17 protein-coding genes and 1 pseudogene are annotated in these 16348 nt (G+C 71.5%); 9 read left to right on the top strand and 9 right to left on the bottom strand.

Annotated elements, in window-relative coordinates; genetic code table 11:
* Positions 1 to 655 (top strand): annotated as a pseudogene (locus ACLF5H_RS36965) (ATP-dependent helicase); the annotation flags it as partial.
* Between the two features lie 105 nt (positions 656 to 760).
* Positions 761 to 1642 carry an alpha/beta fold hydrolase gene (locus tag ACLF5H_RS36960; protein WP_421680366.1) on the top strand — a complete coding sequence of 294 codons (882 nt, stop codon included), beginning with the start codon at positions 761 to 763 and terminating at the stop codon, positions 1640 to 1642.
* Positions 1643 to 1675: 33 nt separating this feature from the next.
* Here the strand turns inward: ACLF5H_RS36960 and ACLF5H_RS36955 are convergent, their stop codons facing one another.
* Positions 1676 to 2572 carry an NYN domain-containing protein gene (locus ACLF5H_RS36955; protein ID WP_037660039.1) on the bottom strand — a complete coding sequence of 299 codons (897 nt, stop codon included), beginning with the start codon at positions 2570 to 2572 and terminating at the stop codon, positions 1676 to 1678.
* A 236-nt stretch (positions 2573 to 2808) separates the two neighbouring features.
* Between ACLF5H_RS36955 and ACLF5H_RS36950 the strand changes: the two genes are divergently transcribed.
* Positions 2809 to 2961, top strand: a complete 153-nt coding sequence (locus ACLF5H_RS36950) for a hypothetical protein (protein WP_086805833.1) — start codon at positions 2809 to 2811, stop codon at positions 2959 to 2961.
* A gap of 74 nt (positions 2962 to 3035) precedes the next feature.
* On the opposite strand, the gene ACLF5H_RS36945 is transcribed toward ACLF5H_RS36950, so the two are convergent.
* The 3 genes from ACLF5H_RS36945 to ACLF5H_RS36935 all read right to left on the bottom strand — a co-directional run bounded on the left by ACLF5H_RS36945 (position 3036) and on the right by ACLF5H_RS36935 (position 5326).
* Positions 3036 to 3641, bottom strand: coding sequence for a MarC family protein (locus ACLF5H_RS36945; protein WP_085566420.1), 606 nt, complete (start codon positions 3639 to 3641; stop codon positions 3036 to 3038).
* Between the two features lie 69 nt (positions 3642 to 3710).
* The gene (locus ACLF5H_RS36940) at positions 3711 to 4568 is read right to left on the bottom strand and encodes a PHP domain-containing protein (RefSeq protein WP_421680365.1); all 858 of its coding nucleotides are present in this window, start codon (positions 4566 to 4568) and stop codon (positions 3711 to 3713) included.
* Between the two features lie 116 nt (positions 4569 to 4684).
* Positions 4685 to 5326 carry a DUF6758 family protein gene (locus ACLF5H_RS36935; protein ID WP_421680364.1) on the bottom strand — a complete coding sequence of 214 codons (642 nt, stop codon included), beginning with the start codon at positions 5324 to 5326 and terminating at the stop codon, positions 4685 to 4687.
* A 175-nt stretch (positions 5327 to 5501) separates the two neighbouring features.
* On the opposite strand from ACLF5H_RS36935, the gene ACLF5H_RS36930 reads away from it, so the two are divergent.
* Entirely contained in the window at positions 5502 to 6725 is a 1224-nt protein-coding gene (locus ACLF5H_RS36930; RefSeq protein ID WP_421680363.1) for an MFS transporter, read from the top strand.
* Positions 6726 to 6746: 21 nt separating this feature from the next.
* On the opposite strand, the gene ACLF5H_RS36925 is transcribed toward ACLF5H_RS36930, so the two are convergent.
* Positions 6747 to 7331 (bottom strand): suppressor of fused domain protein, encoded by a 585-nt coding sequence (locus ACLF5H_RS36925; protein WP_162134871.1) that lies wholly within the window; start codon positions 7329 to 7331, stop codon positions 6747 to 6749.
* A 503-nt stretch (positions 7332 to 7834) separates the two neighbouring features.
* On the opposite strand from ACLF5H_RS36925, the gene ACLF5H_RS36920 reads away from it, so the two are divergent.
* Both ACLF5H_RS36920 and ACLF5H_RS36915 read left to right on the top strand, forming a co-directional pair.
* Positions 7835 to 8962, top strand: coding sequence for a magnesium and cobalt transport protein CorA (locus ACLF5H_RS36920; RefSeq protein WP_421680362.1), 1128 nt, complete (start codon positions 7835 to 7837; stop codon positions 8960 to 8962).
* Positions 8963 to 8984: 22 nt separating this feature from the next.
* Positions 8985 to 9500 carry a hypothetical protein gene (locus ACLF5H_RS36915; protein WP_421680361.1) on the top strand — a complete coding sequence of 172 codons (516 nt, stop codon included), beginning with the start codon at positions 8985 to 8987 and terminating at the stop codon, positions 9498 to 9500.
* Between the two features lie 47 nt (positions 9501 to 9547).
* Here the strand turns inward: ACLF5H_RS36915 and ACLF5H_RS36910 are convergent, their stop codons facing one another.
* Positions 9548 to 10291 (bottom strand): hypothetical protein, encoded by a 744-nt coding sequence (locus ACLF5H_RS36910; RefSeq protein ID WP_421680360.1) that lies wholly within the window; start codon positions 10289 to 10291, stop codon positions 9548 to 9550.
* Between the two features lie 252 nt (positions 10292 to 10543).
* On the opposite strand from ACLF5H_RS36910, the gene ACLF5H_RS36905 reads away from it, so the two are divergent.
* Genes ACLF5H_RS36905 through ACLF5H_RS36895 form a run of 3 tightly spaced genes read left to right on the top strand, consistent with a single transcriptional unit; the run spans position 10544 to position 13605 of the window.
* On the top strand, positions 10544 to 11842 hold the full coding sequence (locus ACLF5H_RS36905; RefSeq protein WP_421680359.1) for a magnesium transporter MgtE N-terminal domain-containing protein: 1299 nt from the start codon (positions 10544 to 10546) through the stop codon (positions 11840 to 11842).
* The gene (locus ACLF5H_RS36900) at positions 11832 to 12428 is read left to right on the top strand and encodes a DUF1003 domain-containing protein (RefSeq protein WP_421680358.1); all 597 of its coding nucleotides are present in this window, start codon (positions 11832 to 11834) and stop codon (positions 12426 to 12428) included. Before ACLF5H_RS36905 ends, ACLF5H_RS36900 begins: the two co-directional genes overlap by 11 nt.
* A 43-nt stretch (positions 12429 to 12471) precedes the next feature.
* A complete protein-coding gene (locus ACLF5H_RS36895) occupies positions 12472 to 13605 on the top strand; it encodes an Mrp/NBP35 family ATP-binding protein (protein ID WP_421680357.1) in 1134 nt (377 codons plus the stop codon).
* 48 nt (positions 13606 to 13653) lie between these two features.
* Here the strand turns inward: ACLF5H_RS36895 and ACLF5H_RS36890 are convergent, their stop codons facing one another.
* From ACLF5H_RS36890 to ACLF5H_RS36880, 3 genes are all read right to left on the bottom strand, one after another.
* Positions 13654 to 14316 (bottom strand): hypothetical protein, encoded by a 663-nt coding sequence (locus ACLF5H_RS36890; protein ID WP_421680356.1) that lies wholly within the window; start codon positions 14314 to 14316, stop codon positions 13654 to 13656.
* A 233-nt stretch (positions 14317 to 14549) separates the two neighbouring features.
* Entirely contained in the window at positions 14550 to 15038 is a 489-nt protein-coding gene (locus tag ACLF5H_RS36885) for a sec-independent translocase (RefSeq protein ID WP_421680355.1), read from the bottom strand.
* A gap of 84 nt (positions 15039 to 15122) precedes the next feature.
* Positions 15123 to 16348: S1C family serine protease (locus ACLF5H_RS36880; RefSeq protein ID WP_421680354.1), on the bottom strand; the 1226-nt coding region annotated here is incomplete at its 5' end.

Here is a 16348-nt window from a genome sequence, read left to right as displayed (position 1 = left end):
GACGGACGCGGTGGAGGCGGACGCGGTCGAGGCCGAGCCCAAGCCGCGCCGCACCCGCAAGACCGCCGCCGCCAAGCCGGAGACCGACGCCCCCGAGGCCGAGGCCAAGCCCCGCCGCACCCGCAAGACCGCGGCGACGGCCGAGACCGCGGCGGACACCGCCGAGGCCACCGAGGCCAAGCCGCGTCGCACTCGGAAGACCGCCGCCGCCGTCGAGGCGACCGAGGGCACCGAGGCCGCGCCGCGTCGCCGTACGCGCAAGGCCGCCGAGCCGGTCGCCGAGGCCGAGGTCGCCGAGGCCGCGCCCAAGGCCCGCCGTACCCGCAAGGCGGCCGTCGCGAAGACGGACGCGGTGGAGGCGGACGCGGTCGAGGCCGAGCCCAAGCCGCGCCGCACCCGCAAGACCGCCGCCGCCAAGCCGGAGACCGACGCCCCCGAGGCCGAGGCCAAGCCCCGCCGCACCCGGAAGACCGCCGCCGCCGTGGCAACGGCCGACGGGGTCGAGCCCACCGCCCCGAAGGCGCGGCGCACCCGTAAGGCCGTCGCCGAGACGGCCACCGCGGAGATCCCGGCGCAGGCCACCGGCGAGCCGGAGGCCAAGCCGCGCCGCCGCACCCGCAAGGCGACGGCCGCCGTGGAGGCACCGGACGCCTGATCCGGCGCCGCCCGCGCGGCGGCACCAGAGCCCTGACGGCCCGGTCCACCTCGGTGGGCCGGGCCGTCGGCGTCGCCCCAGAAGCCTTTGGCTAACCTCTCCTCCATGAGCAGGCCCGATACCTTCGTACCGCCCCCCGGCGCCCGTGCGTACGCGCTGGACACCGCGCGCGGGGAGTTCGCCGTCGTCGACGCTCCGGTGGCCGAGGGGGTCGAGGCCAAGGGGGTCGCCCTGCTGCTGCCCGGATTCACCGGCAGCAAGGAGGACTTCAACCCGCTGCATGTGCCGCTGGCCGAGCGCGGGTACCGGACCGTGGCCGTGGACGGGCGCGGCCAGTTCGAGTCGGACGGCCCCGAGAGCGACGAATCCGCTTACGCGCAGGGCGAGTTGGCGGCGGACGTGCTGGCGCAGGCCGCGGCGATCGGCGGGCCGGTGCATCTGCTGGGCCACTCCTTCGGCGGCCAGGTCGCCCGCGCCGCCGTCCTGCTGGACCGCGCGCCCTTCCGGTCACTGACCCTGATGGCGTCGGGACCGGCGCGGATCTCGGATTCCCAGCAGGAGCGGGTACGGCTGCTGCGGGACGCGCTCGCCGTGCTGACCATGGCGCAAGTGTGGGACGCGATGCGGGAGATGGAGTCGCCCGAGCAGACCGGGACGCCCGAGCCGGGCGACACCCCGGGTGTCCTGGAGGACATGCGGCGCCGCTGGATGGGCACGAAGCCCGCTCAACTCCTCGCCTCCGGGCGCCAGTTGTGCGCCGAGCCGGACCGGGTCGCGGAACTGGCCGCCGCGGGGCTGCCGTTCCACGTCGTGTCGGGCGCCTACGACGACACCTGGCCGGTGCCCCTGCTGGACGAGATGGCGATACGGCTCGGCGCGCGCCGCACGATCGTCGACGGCGCCGAGCACTCCCCCAACACCGAGCGCCCGCTGGAGACCGCCCGCGCCCTCGCCGACTTCTGGGACGGCACCGGCGAGGACCGCTGATACGACTGGTACGGCTGGTAACCGCCGATACGGCTAGTACTGCGCCTGCAAGTGGTCCCAGAACCCGTCCCTGAGGGCCCGGCGCAGATCGGCCTGGCCGCGCAGGGAGTACTGGAGCAGGCCCTCGGCCTCGACCAGCAGGTCCTGGTCGACGGAGCCGGGCAGATAGGGGTGGCCCGGCAGCAGCTCGACCAGGGCGTCGCGGCCCCGGGAGGCCAGCCACTTGGCGGCGATCTGGGCGCCGACGAAGCGGACGTCCTCGCGGGTGGGCCGGGCCCCGGCACCGGCCTCGTAGGCGGCGGCCGTGCGCCGGGAGACGTACGGCTTGAAGAACTCCAGGTCCAGGGTGCGCTGGCTGTCCACCTCCCACAGCAGCGGCTCGGCCTGATTGCGGCCCTCGGGCGCCTCGATGCCCCACAGATGGACGCGGGCGCCGTAGCCCTGGGCGGCCTCGACCGCGGAGACCAGGTCCTCGTCGCCGCCGAGCAGGGCCGCGTCGCTGATGGCGCGGTGCCGGGCCAGCGACTCCAGATCCGTGCGGATGAGTGAGTCGACGCCCTTCTGCTGGTTGTTGGCGTTGAGGTTGCCGAGGCGGACCTTGACGTCGGGAAGTTCCGCGATGGACTGCTGCTCGGCGGTGTGGATGCGGCGCCGGGCGCCGTCGTACCAGTAGACGCGCAGCAGCCGGCTGTCCGCGAAGACGGTACGGGCGCGGTCGATCAGGGCGTCGATCAGGCCCTCGGCGTCCACGTCGAAGGCCCGGCGGTCCTCCGTCCCGGCGACCAGGCGGCCCGCGGCCGCGTACAGATACCCCGCGTCCACGAAGATCGCGTGGGTCGAGGGTGTCTTCGCCACCTCGGCGAGCATGCGTTCCAGCAGCTCATTCGTACGGTCGATGCGGGTGGCGAGATGCGCCAGGTCGTCGTTCATCGCCCCCCATTCTCCTCGCCGTCACACTGTGAACACAACTGGTCCCGGTCAGTCCCAGGCGACCTCATACGGTCACCGACGACTACTTACCGGTCAGTAGTTAGGCGTTCGAAAAATTTCTTTAGCGTAGGGAATGTTTGTAACACGCGGCACGTTGACTCAGTACGACGCCGGATACACATCCGGCGCGCCAAGTAGTTCTCCGCAGGAGGATGACCAGACGAAGGGAGAAGCCTGTGCGCTTCGAAATCATGCGACTCGACGAGGTCGACGGCACCACCGTGGACAGCACCGTCGTGGACGCCGCCTCCGTCAACCGGATCGTTCAGCAGGCCGCCGCAGTGGGGCAGCGCCTGTGGATCCGCCCGGCCGAGACCCCGGCCTCGTAACGGGGTTCCCGCTCAAGCCTTCCGGGGGAACCGAGCCATGCACGACGGCCCGGTCCCCCCGGATCACCTGAGCGTCAGCTTCCGTGGATCACCTGGGTGATCCCGTTGATGATCTGCTGCACCGCGATCGCGGAGAGCATCATGCCCGCGAGCCGCGTCACCAGGACCACGCCGCCGTCCTTGATGACCCGGATGATCAGCAGCGAGTAGCGCATCACCAGCCACAGCACCACATGGATCGCGAGGATCGCGACCCACACGGATATCTGCGTGCTCACGCTGTCGGCCTTCTGCACGGCCAGGATGACGGACACGATCGCGCCGGGCCCCGCGAGCAGCGGCATGCCGAGCGGCACGAGGGCCACATTGACGTCCTTGGTCGCCTTCGGCTCGTCGTTCTTGCCGGTGAGCAGGTCGAGCGCGATCAGCAGGAGCAGCAGACCGCCCGCGATCATCAGGGCGGGCACGGACACATGCAGATAGTCGAGGATCTGGTGCCCGAGGACGCCGAAGACGGCGATGACCCCGAACGCGACGCAGACGGCCTGGAACGCCATCCGCTTCTGCACCTTCGCCGGGCGGCCCGCGGTCAGGGCAAGGAAGATCGGGGTGATCCCAGGGGGATCCATGATGACAAAAAGGGTCAGGAACAGAGAGCCAAAGACGGCGATGTCGAACATGCGGAAGTACTGGCCTTGCTGAAGAAGAAGAACTGAGGGTGTGAGCGCGCGTCGGCCGCGGAGGCGGCCTCAGGCTCCGCCGGCCCCCGGGACCGGGAACGCGCCGGTCGCCCGGCGGGTGATCTCCCCGTACACCTCGGGGTCGGTGGTGTAGTCGCCGAGCGCGACGGTCTTGCGGCTGCCGTGGTAGTCCGAGGAGCCCGTGACCAGCAGGTCCAGTTCCTTCGCCAGGCCGCGCAGCCGGTCCTTGGCCGCGGCGTCGTGGTCCATGTGGTCGACCTCGATGCCGTCCAGGCCGGCCGCGGCCAGCTCGGCGATCGCGGACTCGGGGACGGTGCGGCCCCGCTTGGCGGCGGCCGGGTGCGCGAACACGCAGACCCCGCCCGCGGCCTTGACCAGCCGGATCGCCTCGAAGGGGTCGGTCTCGTGCTTGGGCGCGTAGGCGCGGCCGCCGTCGGCGAGCCACTCCTCGGTGAACGCGTCGCTCACCGTCTTCACCACGCCCAGCTCGACCAGCGCGGACGCCACGTGCGGGCGCCCGACCGAGCCACCGGCGGCGATCCGCTCGACCTGCTCCCAGGTGACCGGCACACCCAGCGCGTTCAGCTTGGCGACCATGCCCTTGGCCCGCGGCACCCGGTCGTCCCGGACCAGCTCGCGCTCGGCGAGCAGGGCGGGCTCCTCGGGGTCGAAGAGGTAGGCCAGCAGGTGCATCGAGATGCCGTCGATACGACAGGACAGCTCGGCGCCGGGGACCAGGGTGAGCCCGGCGGGCAGCGCGGCGATGGCCTCGGCGTGGCCGCGGGTGGTGTCGTGGTCGGTCAGCGCGATGACGTCCAGACCGGCCGCGGCAGCGTTGCGCACCAGCTCGGCGGGGGTGTCCGTGCCGTCGGATGCCGTGGAGTGACAGTGCAGATCGATGCGCACGGTGACTCCAGACGGGCCCGGGACGGAAGAGGACACCTCAGGATAACCGGCCGGGACACCCGCTTTGTCACGACCGATCCCGGGGTACGCCCCCTACAGACCGCCCTCCGCACCCCTCAGGGACGCAGCAGCCGGGGTGACAGCGCCCCGCAGGGCACCAGGTCCAGTTCGGCGCCCGCGTCGCGCAGATCGGTCAGGACCAGCTCGTCGTAGAGCAGCAGGCCCGCCTGCTCGGGCCACAGCACCGCCCACAGCCACATGCCGAGTGCCTCGCCCGCGAAGACGGCGCGGTCGTCCGGGGTGCGGTAGACGTGCCAGAGGGGGGTGGGGCGGCCGGCGGCGAGCACCTTGGTCTGGGGCGGCTTCTCGACGTTCATGTACGGCCCCGGGTCCGGGCCGTCGAGGCCCGCGTACCGCGCGCCGAGGCCGACGCCCATCTCCTCCGCGACCAGGATCAGCTCACCGGGACCGCCGAGCGGGCCGGGTCCCGAGCAGGCGACGGCGGTCGCGCGCCCGCCGCTGCGGTCGTCGCCCGCGTAGGCCGCGCCCGTGAAGAGCCAGCCGACCGGCAGCGGCCACGGCATCCACAGCGGGACATGCGTGCGCTTCGCCACCGCACCGAGGGCCTCGACGCTGGGCGGGATCACGGGCTGCAGCGGAAACACCGCCCCGTGGGCATCGCACTGCCACGTGTCGGCGAAGAGACCGGGAGCCCTGACCCGGCCACCACACCGCGGGCAACTGGGTTCGCCCCTCATAGAGCCCCACGGTCCTACCCCGGCCCGTCCACGTCAAGGACGATCACCCGTCCGGGCGCCCTGACCAGGCCAAGTAGATGCATCTTGCATTAATTAGCAGAGCTAACTTAGTATGTGTAAACGCCAACTATCTATCCAGTCCTCTACGCGCTATCCAGCGGAACGGGAGAAGCACATGGACCCCCTAGACGCGGGAGCCGGCAGCATCCTGCGGCAGCCCAAGGCGGTCTGGGCCACGGCCGGCGCCTCCGTCGTCGCCTTCATGGGCATCGGCCTGGTCGACCCGATCCTGCCGTCGATCGCGCAGGGCCTGCACGCCACACCCAGTCAGGTCTCCCTGCTCTTCACCTCGTACTTCCTGATCACCGCGGTCGCGATGCTGCTGACCGGCTTCGTCTCCAGCCGGATCGGCGGCAAGAAGACGCTGCTGCTCGGCCTCGCCTTCGTGATCCTCTTCGCCGGTCTCGCCGGCACCTCGGACACCGTCGGCCAGCTGGTCGGCTTCCGGGCGGGCTGGGGCCTCGGCAACGCGCTGTTCGTGTCCACCGCGCTCGCGGTCATCGTCGGCGCGGCGGCCGGCGGCAGCGCGGCGGCGATCCTGCTCTACGAGTCCGCGCTCGGCCTCGGCATGGCCTGCGGCCCGCTGCTCGGCGCGGTCCTCGGCAACATCAGCTGGCGCTACCCCTTCTTCGGCACCGCCACGCTGATGGCGATCGGCTTCCTGTGCATCACGGTGTTCCTGAAGGAGCAGCCGAAGCCGGCCCGCAAGACCTCGATCCTGGACCCGCTCAAGGCACTCGGCCACGGCGGTCTGGCCTCGGCGGCGGTCTCGGCGTTCTTCTACAACTACACGTTCTTCACCGTGCTGGCCTTCACGCCGTTCGTGCTGAACATGACCCCGTACCGCTCCGGCGCGGTGTTCTTCGCCTGGGGTGTGCTGCTCGCCGTGTTCTCGGTGGTTGTCGCCCCGCGCATGCAGGAGCGGTTCGGCTCGCTGAAGGTGCTCGGCGGTTCGCTGGTGCTGCTCGCGGCCGACGTCCTGGTGCTCGGCTACGGCAGCCACACCGCCGCGATCGTCTGCACCATCCTGTCCGGCGCCTTCATCGGCGTGAACAACACCGTCTACACCGAGCTGGCGCTCGGCGTCTCCGACGCCCCGCGCCCGGTGGCGAGCGCGGGCTACAACTTCGTCCGCTGGTTCGCGGCGGCGGCCGCGCCCTACTTCGCGCCGAAGATCGAGGAGTGGACCGACATCCACATCCCGTTCGTGGTGGCGGCGGTCACCGCGCTGCTGGGCGCCGTGGTGGTCGCCGTACGGCGGCGCTCCCTCGTCCACGAGGCCGAGGAGCTGGCACCGCGGCACGCCACCGAGGACGGGGTCACGGTCTTCGCCAACTGACCCGTGGCCCCGTGAGCTTGCTCACTCCAGCGGTACGGACCTGCGGACGGGATCCCGCAGGTCCGTGCCGTGTGTCAGCCAGCGTTCCTGGAGTGCCTGGGCGCCCTGGACCCGTTTCCAGGCGGCCTCGTTCGGGGTCATCGGCAGCAGCGGCAGGAACCGTACGGGGTCCAGCGGATCGTCCAGCTCCAGGTCCTCGACCAGTCCGCCGCCCTCGCCCACCAGGACCGAGGTGAAGGGGGCGCCCGGCCACAGCGGGTCGCCCACGTCCAGGGAGGCGCCCGGGGCCACGATCAGCCCCTCGACCTGCGGGGAGGCGGCGAGCACGGCGAGCGGGCGGAGCACCTTGTCGGTGTCGGCGACGCCCGCGCGCACCGAAAGGACCAGTTCGGCGCGGGGGCCCTCGACGGGGTCGGCGACCAGCGCGGTGGGGTCGCTCATGGGGTGCGCGGACATGCCGAGGGTCGCGTAGCGGACGACGTCCCCCTCGGTGAAGCGGAGCACCTCGATGCGGTCCGTACCGAGGAAGGTGACGGCCGCGCGCGCGTCCGGAGTGCCCAGGGCGGTGGTCAACCGTGCCTCGACCAGAGCAAGAACATCAACCATGCGGTGAGCATAGAACTCGTCAGCAGCGGGCAAAGCGGCACCTTGACAGCAAGGGCGGCTGGTACTCTGAGCCGGCGGTTCGGGGCGGCGTGCCAAGCACGCTGTCAAGCCCGGAACCCTGGGAACTCCCTTACGAGGGACCGGCCGGAGGAGGTGGGGCTGTCATGGATCGAAGTCGACCTGGTAGTACCACTCGCTCTTCCGCCCGCTGAATGTAGTCACTGGCCCTCGTAGCCACTGACCGGTTTTCGTTCTGGCCGGCTGCCGCCTTCCCGTGCGCGTCACTGTTCGGAAGAGCACTTCGTCTCGCTTTGCCTGATCTGCGTCAGTTCTGCATCAGCAGCGAAATCGCCACCGCAACGGTGCGGTGCTCCCCGCTTTGTGGACGAGCCAAACACCTTCCCCCGCCCCCGGCCGGGGAAATTCCTGGAGGACGTCCCCATTCCGGGTAGTTCCACCCGTCTTCGGCGGTCTTTCGTTGCCTGTCGCGAAGGAGCCTGCCCATGTCGATGATCCGCGACCTGCGCGCCGTGGTCCGTCCCTCCCGCGTCTCGCCGCGCAAGGCCACGAGCGCGCCGTCCACGTCGTACGACACCACGCGTGACCCCGCCACCCCGTCGGCCGTGGTCGACTGCGCCGTCTACCGCGACGGCCGGCGCCTCGCGAGCGCGAAGCCGCTCACCCCGCAGGAGGCCATGCGCCAGGTGCGGCGCGACGGCGGCTTCGTGTGGATCGGGCTGCACGAGCCGACGGAGGCCGAATTCGCCGGAATCGCGGGCGAGTTCGGGCTGCACCCGCTGGCCGTCGAGGACGCGGTGCAGGCGCATCAGCGGCCGAAGCTGGAGCGGTACGACGACTCGCTCTTCACCGTCTTCAAGACGATCCACTACATCGAGCACGACCAGCTGACCGCGACCAGCGAGGTCGTGGAGACCGGCGAGGTGATGTGCTTCACCGGCCGGGACTTCTTCATCACCGTGCGGCACGGCGGCCAGGGCTCGCTGCGGGCGCTGCGGCACCGGCTCCAGGACGACCCGGAGCTGCTGGCCAAGGGCCCCTCGGCGGTGCTGCACGCGATCGCCGACCATGTGGTGGACGGGTACATCGCGGTGACCGACGCGGTGCAGGACGACATCGACGAGGTGGAGACCGAGGTCTTCTCGCCCGGGCGGGGCGGGGTCTCGCGCGGTGTGGACTCGGCGCGGATCTACCAACTCAAGCGCGAGGTCATGGAGTTCAAGCGGGCGGTGGCCCCGCTGCTGCGACCCATGCAGCTGCTCAGCGAGCGGCCGATGCGGCTGATCGACCCGGACATCCAGAAGTACTTCCGGGACGTCGCCGACCATGTCGCCCGCGTCCACGAGCAGGTGGTCGGCTTCGACGAACTGCTCAACTCCATCCTCCAGGCCAACCTCGCGCAGGCGTCCGTCGCACAGAACGAGGACATGCGGAAGATCACCGCGTGGGCCGCGATCATCGCCGTGCCGACGATGGTGACCGGTGTGTACGGAATGAACTTCGAGCACATGCCGGAACTGCACTGGAAGTACGGCTACCCCATGGTGCTGACCTTCACGGTCGCCGTGTGTGTCGGCATCCACCGGGTACTGAAGCGCAACGGGTGGCTGTGAGCGGCGTGGATAGGGTGGACGCATGACAAGCGAGCTGCTCACGAGGGCTCTCATCGAGGAGGCCGCGAAGAAGTCGGGCCTGCTGTGGGTGCGGGGCGCGGAGGCGTCCGCCGCGCATGCCGTGTGGCATGTGTGGCACGAGGGCGCGGTGTGCCTGGTCGGCGACGGGCCCGGGGAGCAGCCGCTGACGGGGCTGGCCGACGGGGGCACCGCCGAGGTGACCGTGCGCAGCAAGGACAAGGGGGGCCGGCTGGTCTCCTTCTCGGCCGCGGTGAGCGAGCTGGCGGCCGGTTCCCCGGGGTGGGAGGCGGCGGTCGCCGAGCTGAAGGGCAAGCGGCTGAACGCCCCCGACGCCGAGGTGATGACGGACCGCTGGGCGCGTGAGTGCCGGGTGCTGCGCCTGGTGCCGACGGACGCGGTGGCCGCGCTGCCCGAGGGCGATCTGGCCCGCAGACCGGTGCCGACCCCGGCGACCACGCGCCGACCGGTGCCGGCGGCCCTGCCGAAGCTGCTCGCGAAGCGCCGTAAGGGGCGGTAGGGGTCCGGTGCCCCGGCGGTGGCCCTCGTACCCCGGCGACCGCCCCGCTACGACGTCGGCAGCTGCTGTCCGTAGTCCACCGTCTCCGAGTCCTTGGGTTCGGTGACGGTGAAGTTCGCGCCCCAGTCGGAGAAGCGGAGCGTGCCCGCGTTGCCCGCGCGGGTGAGGGCGAGGGGGTAGGGGGTGCCCTTGAGGGAGACGTCGAGGGTGCCGCCCGAGCCGTGGTCGCCCGTGATGCGGACCGTCGGGGTGCTCCCCCGGGTGTGCCGCCCGTCGGTCGCCAGCGAGCCGTGCAGTGTCAGCAGACCCGAGAGGAGGACGTCCTTGTCCGTGAAGCCGCTGAACTTCTTGTACGCGGGGTCCCCCTGCGGCACCTTCACGTACTTCCCGTCGAGCTTGGCCGCCGCCCCGCTCCCGTCGCCGCCCTTGCCGTCCGGCTGCGCCCAGAAGGCCGCGTCGGCCTTCAGGTACAGCTGGGTGCCGACCCGCAGCAGCCTGAACGTGTCGGCGCCCGAGGTCACCGAGCCGGTCCCGCCGTCGTCCTTGAGGCGCATGTCGAGCCGGTACGTACGGCCACTGGTCACCACGGTCCCGGACAGCCGGACCGCCGAGGCGCCCTGCGCCGCGGACCGCGTGCGCGCCTGGATCCTGTCGGCGGACAGCTTGCCGACCCCGTTCGTGCCCGCGTCCGGATCGCCGCCGCCGCATCCGGTCAGCACCGCCGCGCCCGTCACGGCCAGCGCGCACAGCGCGGTCACCGGGCGGGTACGGCCGGGGGGAATCGCAGTCACGGGAGAGGTCGCCTTTCCGACGGTTCCTTCAGCGGCGTACCGCAGCGTACCGGTGCCCCGGCCGCCCGGCGGAGCCAGTCCGTCCGGACCTCCCCACCAGGGCGTATCCGAGCGGTACGGGCTAGCCTGAAGCGCAACCGTGCGGGCAAATCCGAGCAATTCACCGACAAAAGCAATCCCGGGCGCACACCACTTCGCGCAGACCCTCGATGTAAACCTCGTCCGCACGTTCCCTGACAAGGAAGCAGAACCATGGCAGCCGGTGCCCCCCGCATCTTCGTCTCGCACCTCGCCGGGGTCCCCGTCTTCGATCCGAACGGCGACCAGGTGGGGCGTGTACGCGATCTCGTCGTGATGCTGCGCGTGGGCAAACGCCCCCCGCGGGTGCTCGGCCTTGTCGTCGAACTGTCCACCCGGCGCCGCATCTTCCTGCCCATGACCCGGATCAGCGGCATCGAGTCCGGCCAGGTCATCAGCACCGGGGTGATGAACGTGCGCCGCTTCGAGCAGCGGCCCACCGAGCGGCTGGTCTTCGGCGAGCTGCTGGACCGGCGGGTCACCCTGGTGGAGACCGGCGAGGAGGCCACCGTCCTCGACATGTCCGTGCAGCAGCTGCCCGCGCGCCGGGACTGGGAGATCGACCGCGTCTTCGTCCGCAAGGGCCGCAAGGGCAGCGCGTTCCGCCGGGTCAAGGGCGAGACGATGACCGTGGATTGGGCCGGGGTCTCCGGCTTCGCCTTGGAGGAGCACGGACAGGGCGCCGAGAACCTGCTCGCCACCTTCGAGCAGCTGCGCCCCGCCGACCTCGCCAATGTGCTGCACCACCTCTCCCCCAAGCGGCGCGCCGAGGTCGCCGCCGCCCTGGACGACGACCGGCTCGCCGACGTCCTGGAGGAGCTGCCGGAGGACGACCAGATCGAGATCCTCGGCAAGCTCCAGGAGGAGCGCGCCGCCGACGTCCTGGAGGCCATGGACCCGGACGACGCGGCCGACCTGCTCTCCGAGCTGCCGGAGGAGGACAAGGAGCGGCTGCTGAGCCTGATGCAGCCCGGCGACGCGGCCGACATGCGGCGCCTGATGTCGTACGAGGAGCACACGGCCGGCGGTCTGATGACCACCGAGCCGATCGTGCTGCGCCCGGACGCCACCGTCGCCGACGCGCTCGCCCGCGTCCGCAACCCCGACCTCTCCCCCGCGCTCGCCGCCCAGGTCTACGTCTGCCGCCCACCGGACGAGACCCCGACCGGCAAGTACCTGGGCACGGCCCACTTCCAGCGGCTGCTGCGCGACCCCCCGTACACCCTGGTCAGCTCGCTCCTGGACGACGACCTCCAGCCGCTGTCCCCGGACGCCTCGCTGCCGGTGATCGCCGGGTTCTTCGCCACCTACGACATGGTGGCCGCGCCCGTGGTGGACGAGGCCGGGTCGCTGCTGGGCGCGGTGACCGTCGACGACGTACTGGACCACATGCTGCCCGACGACTGGCGTGAGACCGAGTTCCACCTGGAGGAGAGCCCCGAGGGCGACAAGGGGGCCGGCCATGCCTCCTGAGCGCGAGCGGGACCGCACGCCCGCCGGTGCCACGGCCGCCGGCCGCCCGCGCACGCCCCGGCTGGACCAGCCGCGGCCGCCCCGGCGCCGGTTCCTGCCCGAGTGGGACCCGGAGGCGTTCGGCCGGCTGTCGGAGCGGATCGCCCGGTTCCTCGGCACGGGACGCTTCATCGTCTGGATGACGATCGTCATCATCCTGTGGGTGCTGTGGAACGTGGTCGTGCCCCGGCATCTGCGGTTCGACGAGTATCCGTTCATCTTCCTGACCCTGGCGCTGTCCCTCCAGGCGTCCTACGCCGCGCCGCTGATCCTGCTCGCGCAGAACCGGCAGGACGACCGCGACCGGGTCAACCTGGAGCAGGACCGCAAGCAGAACGAGCGGTCGATCGCCGACACCGAGTACCTGACCCGGGAGATCGCCGCGCTGCGCATGGGTCTGGGCGAGGTCGCCACCCGCGACTGGATCCGGGCCGAGCTCCAGGACATGCTCAAGGAGATGGAGGAGCGGCGCGGTCACGGCGGCCCGGTCGTATTCCCGGCGGAACGGACGGATCACCCGCCGGGACGTGACGCAGAAGACCGCTGAGGGGCTACCCGGAGGGCCCAGGACGCGCCGTACCATCGTCCTTATGGCTACGGAAGACGCGGTGCGCGAGGCACTGGCGACGGTGAACGACCCCGAGATCAACCGCCCCATCACCGAACTGGGGATGGTCAAATCGGTGGAGATCGGGGAGGACGGCGCGGTCGCGGTCACCGTGTACCTGACGGTCTCCGGCTGCCCCATGCGCGACACCATCACCCAGCGGGTCACCGAGGCGGTCTCCCGCGTCGAGGGCGTCACCGGCGTGGCCGTCACGCTCGATGTGATGAGCGACGAGCAGCGCAAGGAGCTGGCGGCGGCCCTGCGCGGCGGCCAGGCCGAGCGCGAGGTCCCGTTCGCCAAGCCGGGCAACCTCACCCGGGTCTACGCGGTCGCCTCCGGCAAGGGCGGGGTCGGCAAGTCCTCGGTCACGGTGAACCTCGCGGCGGCGATGGCGGCCGACGGCCTCAAGGTGGGCGTCGTGGACGCCGACATCTACGGCCACTCGGTGCCCCGCATGCTGGGCGCGGAGGGCCGTCCCACCCAGGTCGAGAACATGATCATGCCGCCGTCGGCGAACGGCGTGAAGGTCATCTCGATCGGCATGTTCACGCCGGGCAACGCGCCGGTCGTCTGGCGCGGCCCGATGCTGCACCGCGCCCTTCAGCAGTTCCTGGCCGACGTGTACTGGGGCGACCTGGACGTCCTGCTGCTCGACCTGCCGCCGGGCACCGGCGACATCGCGATCTCCGTGGCCCAGCTGGTCCCGAACGCCGAGATCCTGGTCGTCACGACCCCGCAGCAGGCGGCCGCCGAGGTGGCCGAGCGCGCGGGCTCCATCGCGGTGCAGACCCACCAGAAGATCGTCGGCGTGGTCGAGAACATGTCCGGCCTGCCCTGCCCGCACTGCGGCGAGATGGTCGACGTCTTCGGCACCGGCGGCGGTCAGCTGGTCGCCGACGGCCTCACCCGTACGACGGGTACGAGCGTCCCGGTCCTCGGCTCCATCCCCATCGACGTCCGGCTGCGCGAGGGCGGCGACGAGGGCAGGCCGGTCGTCCTGACCGACCCCGACTCCCCGGCCGGCAACGCCCTGCGCTCCATCGCGGGCAAGCTGGGCGGCCGCCAGCGCGGCCTGTCGGGCATGTCGCTGGGGCTGACCCCGAAGAACAAGTTCTGAGCCGTACGGCACGGTAGGGGGCGCCGACATCACCCGGCGCCCCTCGGGTCACCCGTACGCGGAGATGTCCTTCACCGCGGCGAACCCGAGTCCGTACGCGCTCATCCCGCGCCCGTACGCGCCGAGATGCACCCCCGCCTCCGTGGACCCGGCCAGCACCCAGCCGAACTCCGACTCCCGGTAGCGGAAGGACGAGGCCACCCCGTCCACCGGGAGCGAGAGCCTGGACCACTCCGGCCCGTCGAGATCGTCGGCCAGTTCCCAGGCCGCCTCGGTCTGCTGATCCAGCCAGTCGTCGCGCAGCGCGTGATCCATCTGGCCCGGCCAGGTGAAGGACAGCAGCCCCACGCCCGCGAGCCATGCCGCCGACGACACGGACGTCGCCTCCAGCAGCCCCGAACCGTCGGCCACCTGCCGGGACGGGTGCCCCGCGACGGTCACGACGGCCGCGAACTTCTCCCGGGGCTCCGCGGAGACACCCTCGTGCAGCACGGACGGGGTGTCACCGTGCCCGATCGAGCCGTGCTCCACGGCGCCGTCGGACGCCATGCCGACCTGCATCAGCCAACGCGGCCCCGTGAACGCCTCGTCGAGCCCGTACCAGGGGAAGGGCGCCCGCAGGTAACCGTCGACCGTGCCGCGGTCGGCGGCGAGACCCTGTCCGCCCTCCGTGGCCGGCGCCGTCGCGCCCACCCGACTCGTCGTCTCCATCTGCCCGGACGCCTCCTCGCGCTCGTCGGACCGAAGCGGCGGCCCGCCCCCCTTCGGGCGTACTCGTCCGGTCCGCACAACAACTCGGCAGCATATCCACACCGCTGAGAGCCGCCGGGCAGGCACCTGTCACCGGGGTCCCCCGAACGATCTGTTCCGGCCGTTCGGGGCGGGCGCGCGCCATGACGCGCGTCACATGCGCGTGTCGGTACGTCAGGCGGGGCGGGTGCGGCTCAGGTGGCGTCGAAGTCGAACGGCGGCCGGTCGTCCTTCTCGGACTCCTCGGGCTTCTTCGTCATGTCGATCTTCCCACCGGTGGACGGCGTGGCCGCGGCGGAGTCGGAGGAGGACGAGGAGGACGAGGAAGACGCGTACGACTCCGGGGACGAGGACCCGGTGTCATGGCCGTTCACCGCGTCGGTGAGTTCGGCCATCTCCTTCTTCAGGTCGAAGCCGTTGCGGATCTCCTGGAGCCCCAGCTCGTCATTGCCGAGCTGCTTGCGCAGGAACGTCTTGGGGTTGAGGTCCTCGAAGTCGAAGTCCTTGAACTCGGGCCCCAGCTCGCTGCGGATGTCCTGCTTCGCGCTCTCCGAGAACTCGCGGATCTTCCGGATCGTCCGGGTGACGTCCTGGATGACCTTGGGGAGCTTGTCCGGACCGAACACGAGCACCGCGATGACGATGATCGTCAGTAGCTCCATTGGCCCTATGTCATTGAACACCTGACGCTCCTTGCGATGTCCTCGGTCGGTCAACGGTACCCGGCGTACTGGTCCGACCGGTACCGTCCCGAGGTGAGACTTGTGTCAGTTCTGGTCCGCGGTGCCCAGGACGAGTGAGACCTCCCGCTCGGTCCCGCCGCGTTCGACCGTCAGCCGCAGCCGGTCGCCGGGCTTGTGGGCGCGGATCCTGACGATCAGCTCCGCCGCGGTGTGCACCGGGGCGCCGTCCACCTCGGTGATCAGATCACCCGCCCTGAGCCCGGCCCGCTCGGCCGGTCCGTCCTTGAGGACGGCGGGGCCGCCGTCCGGGGCGCGGCTGTCGACGCGGGCGCCGTCGCCGGTGTAGCCCATGTCGAGATCGACGCCGATGACCGGGTGGGTGGCGCGGCCGTCGGCGATCAGTTCCTCGGCGACGCGCTTGGCCTGGTTGACCGGTATGGCGAAGCCGAGGCCGATGGATCCTGCCTGGCCGCTCTCGGTCGCCGAGCCGCTGTCGGCGGAGCGGATGGCGGAGTTGATGCCGATGACATGGGCCCGGGAGTCGAGCAGCGGTCCGCCGGAGTTGCCCGGGTTGATCGGCGCGTCGGTCTGGAGGGCGTCCACGTACGACACATCGCTGCCGTCGCTCTTCTCGCCGCCCGCGGTGATGGGCCGCTCCTTGGCGCTGATGATGCCGGCGGTGACGGTGTTGGCCAGGTCGAAGGGGGCGCCGATGGCGACGACGGGGTCGCCGACCCGGACGTCGTCGGAGTCGCCGAGGGTCAGCGGGGTGAGCCCGTGCACGCCGCTGACCTGGACCACGGCGAGGTCGTAGCCGCTGTCCCGGCCGACCACGGTGGCCTTGACGGAGGTCCCGTCGCTGAACGTCGCGGATATCTTGCCGCCGGACGCGGCGGGCGCGACGACATGGTTGTTGGTGAGGATGTGGCCGCGGTCGTCCAGTACGAAGCCGGTGCCGGTGCCCTCCTCGTCGGAGCCGGAGACATGCAGGGTGACGACGCTGGGCAGGGCGCGGGCGGCGATCCCGGCCACGCTGTCCGGCGCCCGCCCGGCGGGCACGCCCCCGGCCTGCGGCAGGGTCACCTCGCGCCCGACCCCCTCGCGCTCGACATAGCCGCCGACGAGCCCGCCGATCCCGGCCGCGACCAGGGCGAGGGCGAGTGTCCAGCCGAGCGCGGCACGCCGCCGCCGGGGCCGTCCTCCGTGCACCGCCAACGCTCCGGGCTGCTGGAGCGGCCCCGCGGCCCAGGGGTCGTGACGCGCCCAGGGGTCGGCCGGGGGCTGCCCGGGGGGCGGAGGCGCGGACACGG

The sequence above is a fragment of the Streptomyces sp. LaBMicrA B280 genome (genome assembly GCF_049222185.1).
In the GTDB taxonomy this organism is placed as follows: Bacteria; Actinomycetota; Actinomycetes; order Streptomycetales; family Streptomycetaceae; genus Streptomyces; species Streptomyces murinus.
Note: the sequence above shows the minus strand (reverse complement) of the source record. Positions and strands in the feature narration are given on the sequence as shown.

Coding starts and splice junctions, on each gene's coding strand:
- ACLF5H_RS36960 (WP_421680366.1), top strand. CDS start 761: ATGAGCAGGCCCGATACCTTCGTACCGCCCCCCGGCGCCCGTGCGTAC.
- ACLF5H_RS36955 (WP_037660039.1), bottom strand. CDS start 2,572: ATGAACGACGACCTGGCGCATCTCGCCACCCGCATCGACCGTACGAAT.
- ACLF5H_RS36945 (WP_085566420.1), bottom strand. CDS start 3,641: ATGTTCGACATCGCCGTCTTTGGCTCTCTGTTCCTGACCCTTTTTGTC.
- ACLF5H_RS36935 (WP_421680364.1), bottom strand. CDS start 5,326: ATGAGGGGCGAACCCAGTTGCCCGCGGTGTGGTGGCCGGGTCAGGGCT.
- ACLF5H_RS36930 (WP_421680363.1), top strand. CDS start 5,502: ATGGACCCCCTAGACGCGGGAGCCGGCAGCATCCTGCGGCAGCCCAAG.
- ACLF5H_RS36925 (WP_162134871.1), bottom strand. CDS start 7,331: ATGGTTGATGTTCTTGCTCTGGTCGAGGCACGGTTGACCACCGCCCTG.
- ACLF5H_RS36920 (WP_421680362.1), top strand. CDS start 7,835: ATGTCGATGATCCGCGACCTGCGCGCCGTGGTCCGTCCCTCCCGCGTC.
- ACLF5H_RS36915 (WP_421680361.1), top strand. CDS start 8,985: ATGACAAGCGAGCTGCTCACGAGGGCTCTCATCGAGGAGGCCGCGAAG.
- ACLF5H_RS36905 (WP_421680359.1), top strand. CDS start 10,544: ATGGCAGCCGGTGCCCCCCGCATCTTCGTCTCGCACCTCGCCGGGGTC.
- ACLF5H_RS36900 (WP_421680358.1), top strand. CDS start 11,832: ATGCCTCCTGAGCGCGAGCGGGACCGCACGCCCGCCGGTGCCACGGCC.
- ACLF5H_RS36895 (WP_421680357.1), top strand. CDS start 12,472: ATGGCTACGGAAGACGCGGTGCGCGAGGCACTGGCGACGGTGAACGAC.
- ACLF5H_RS36890 (WP_421680356.1), bottom strand. CDS start 14,316: ATGGAGACGACGAGTCGGGTGGGCGCGACGGCGCCGGCCACGGAGGGC.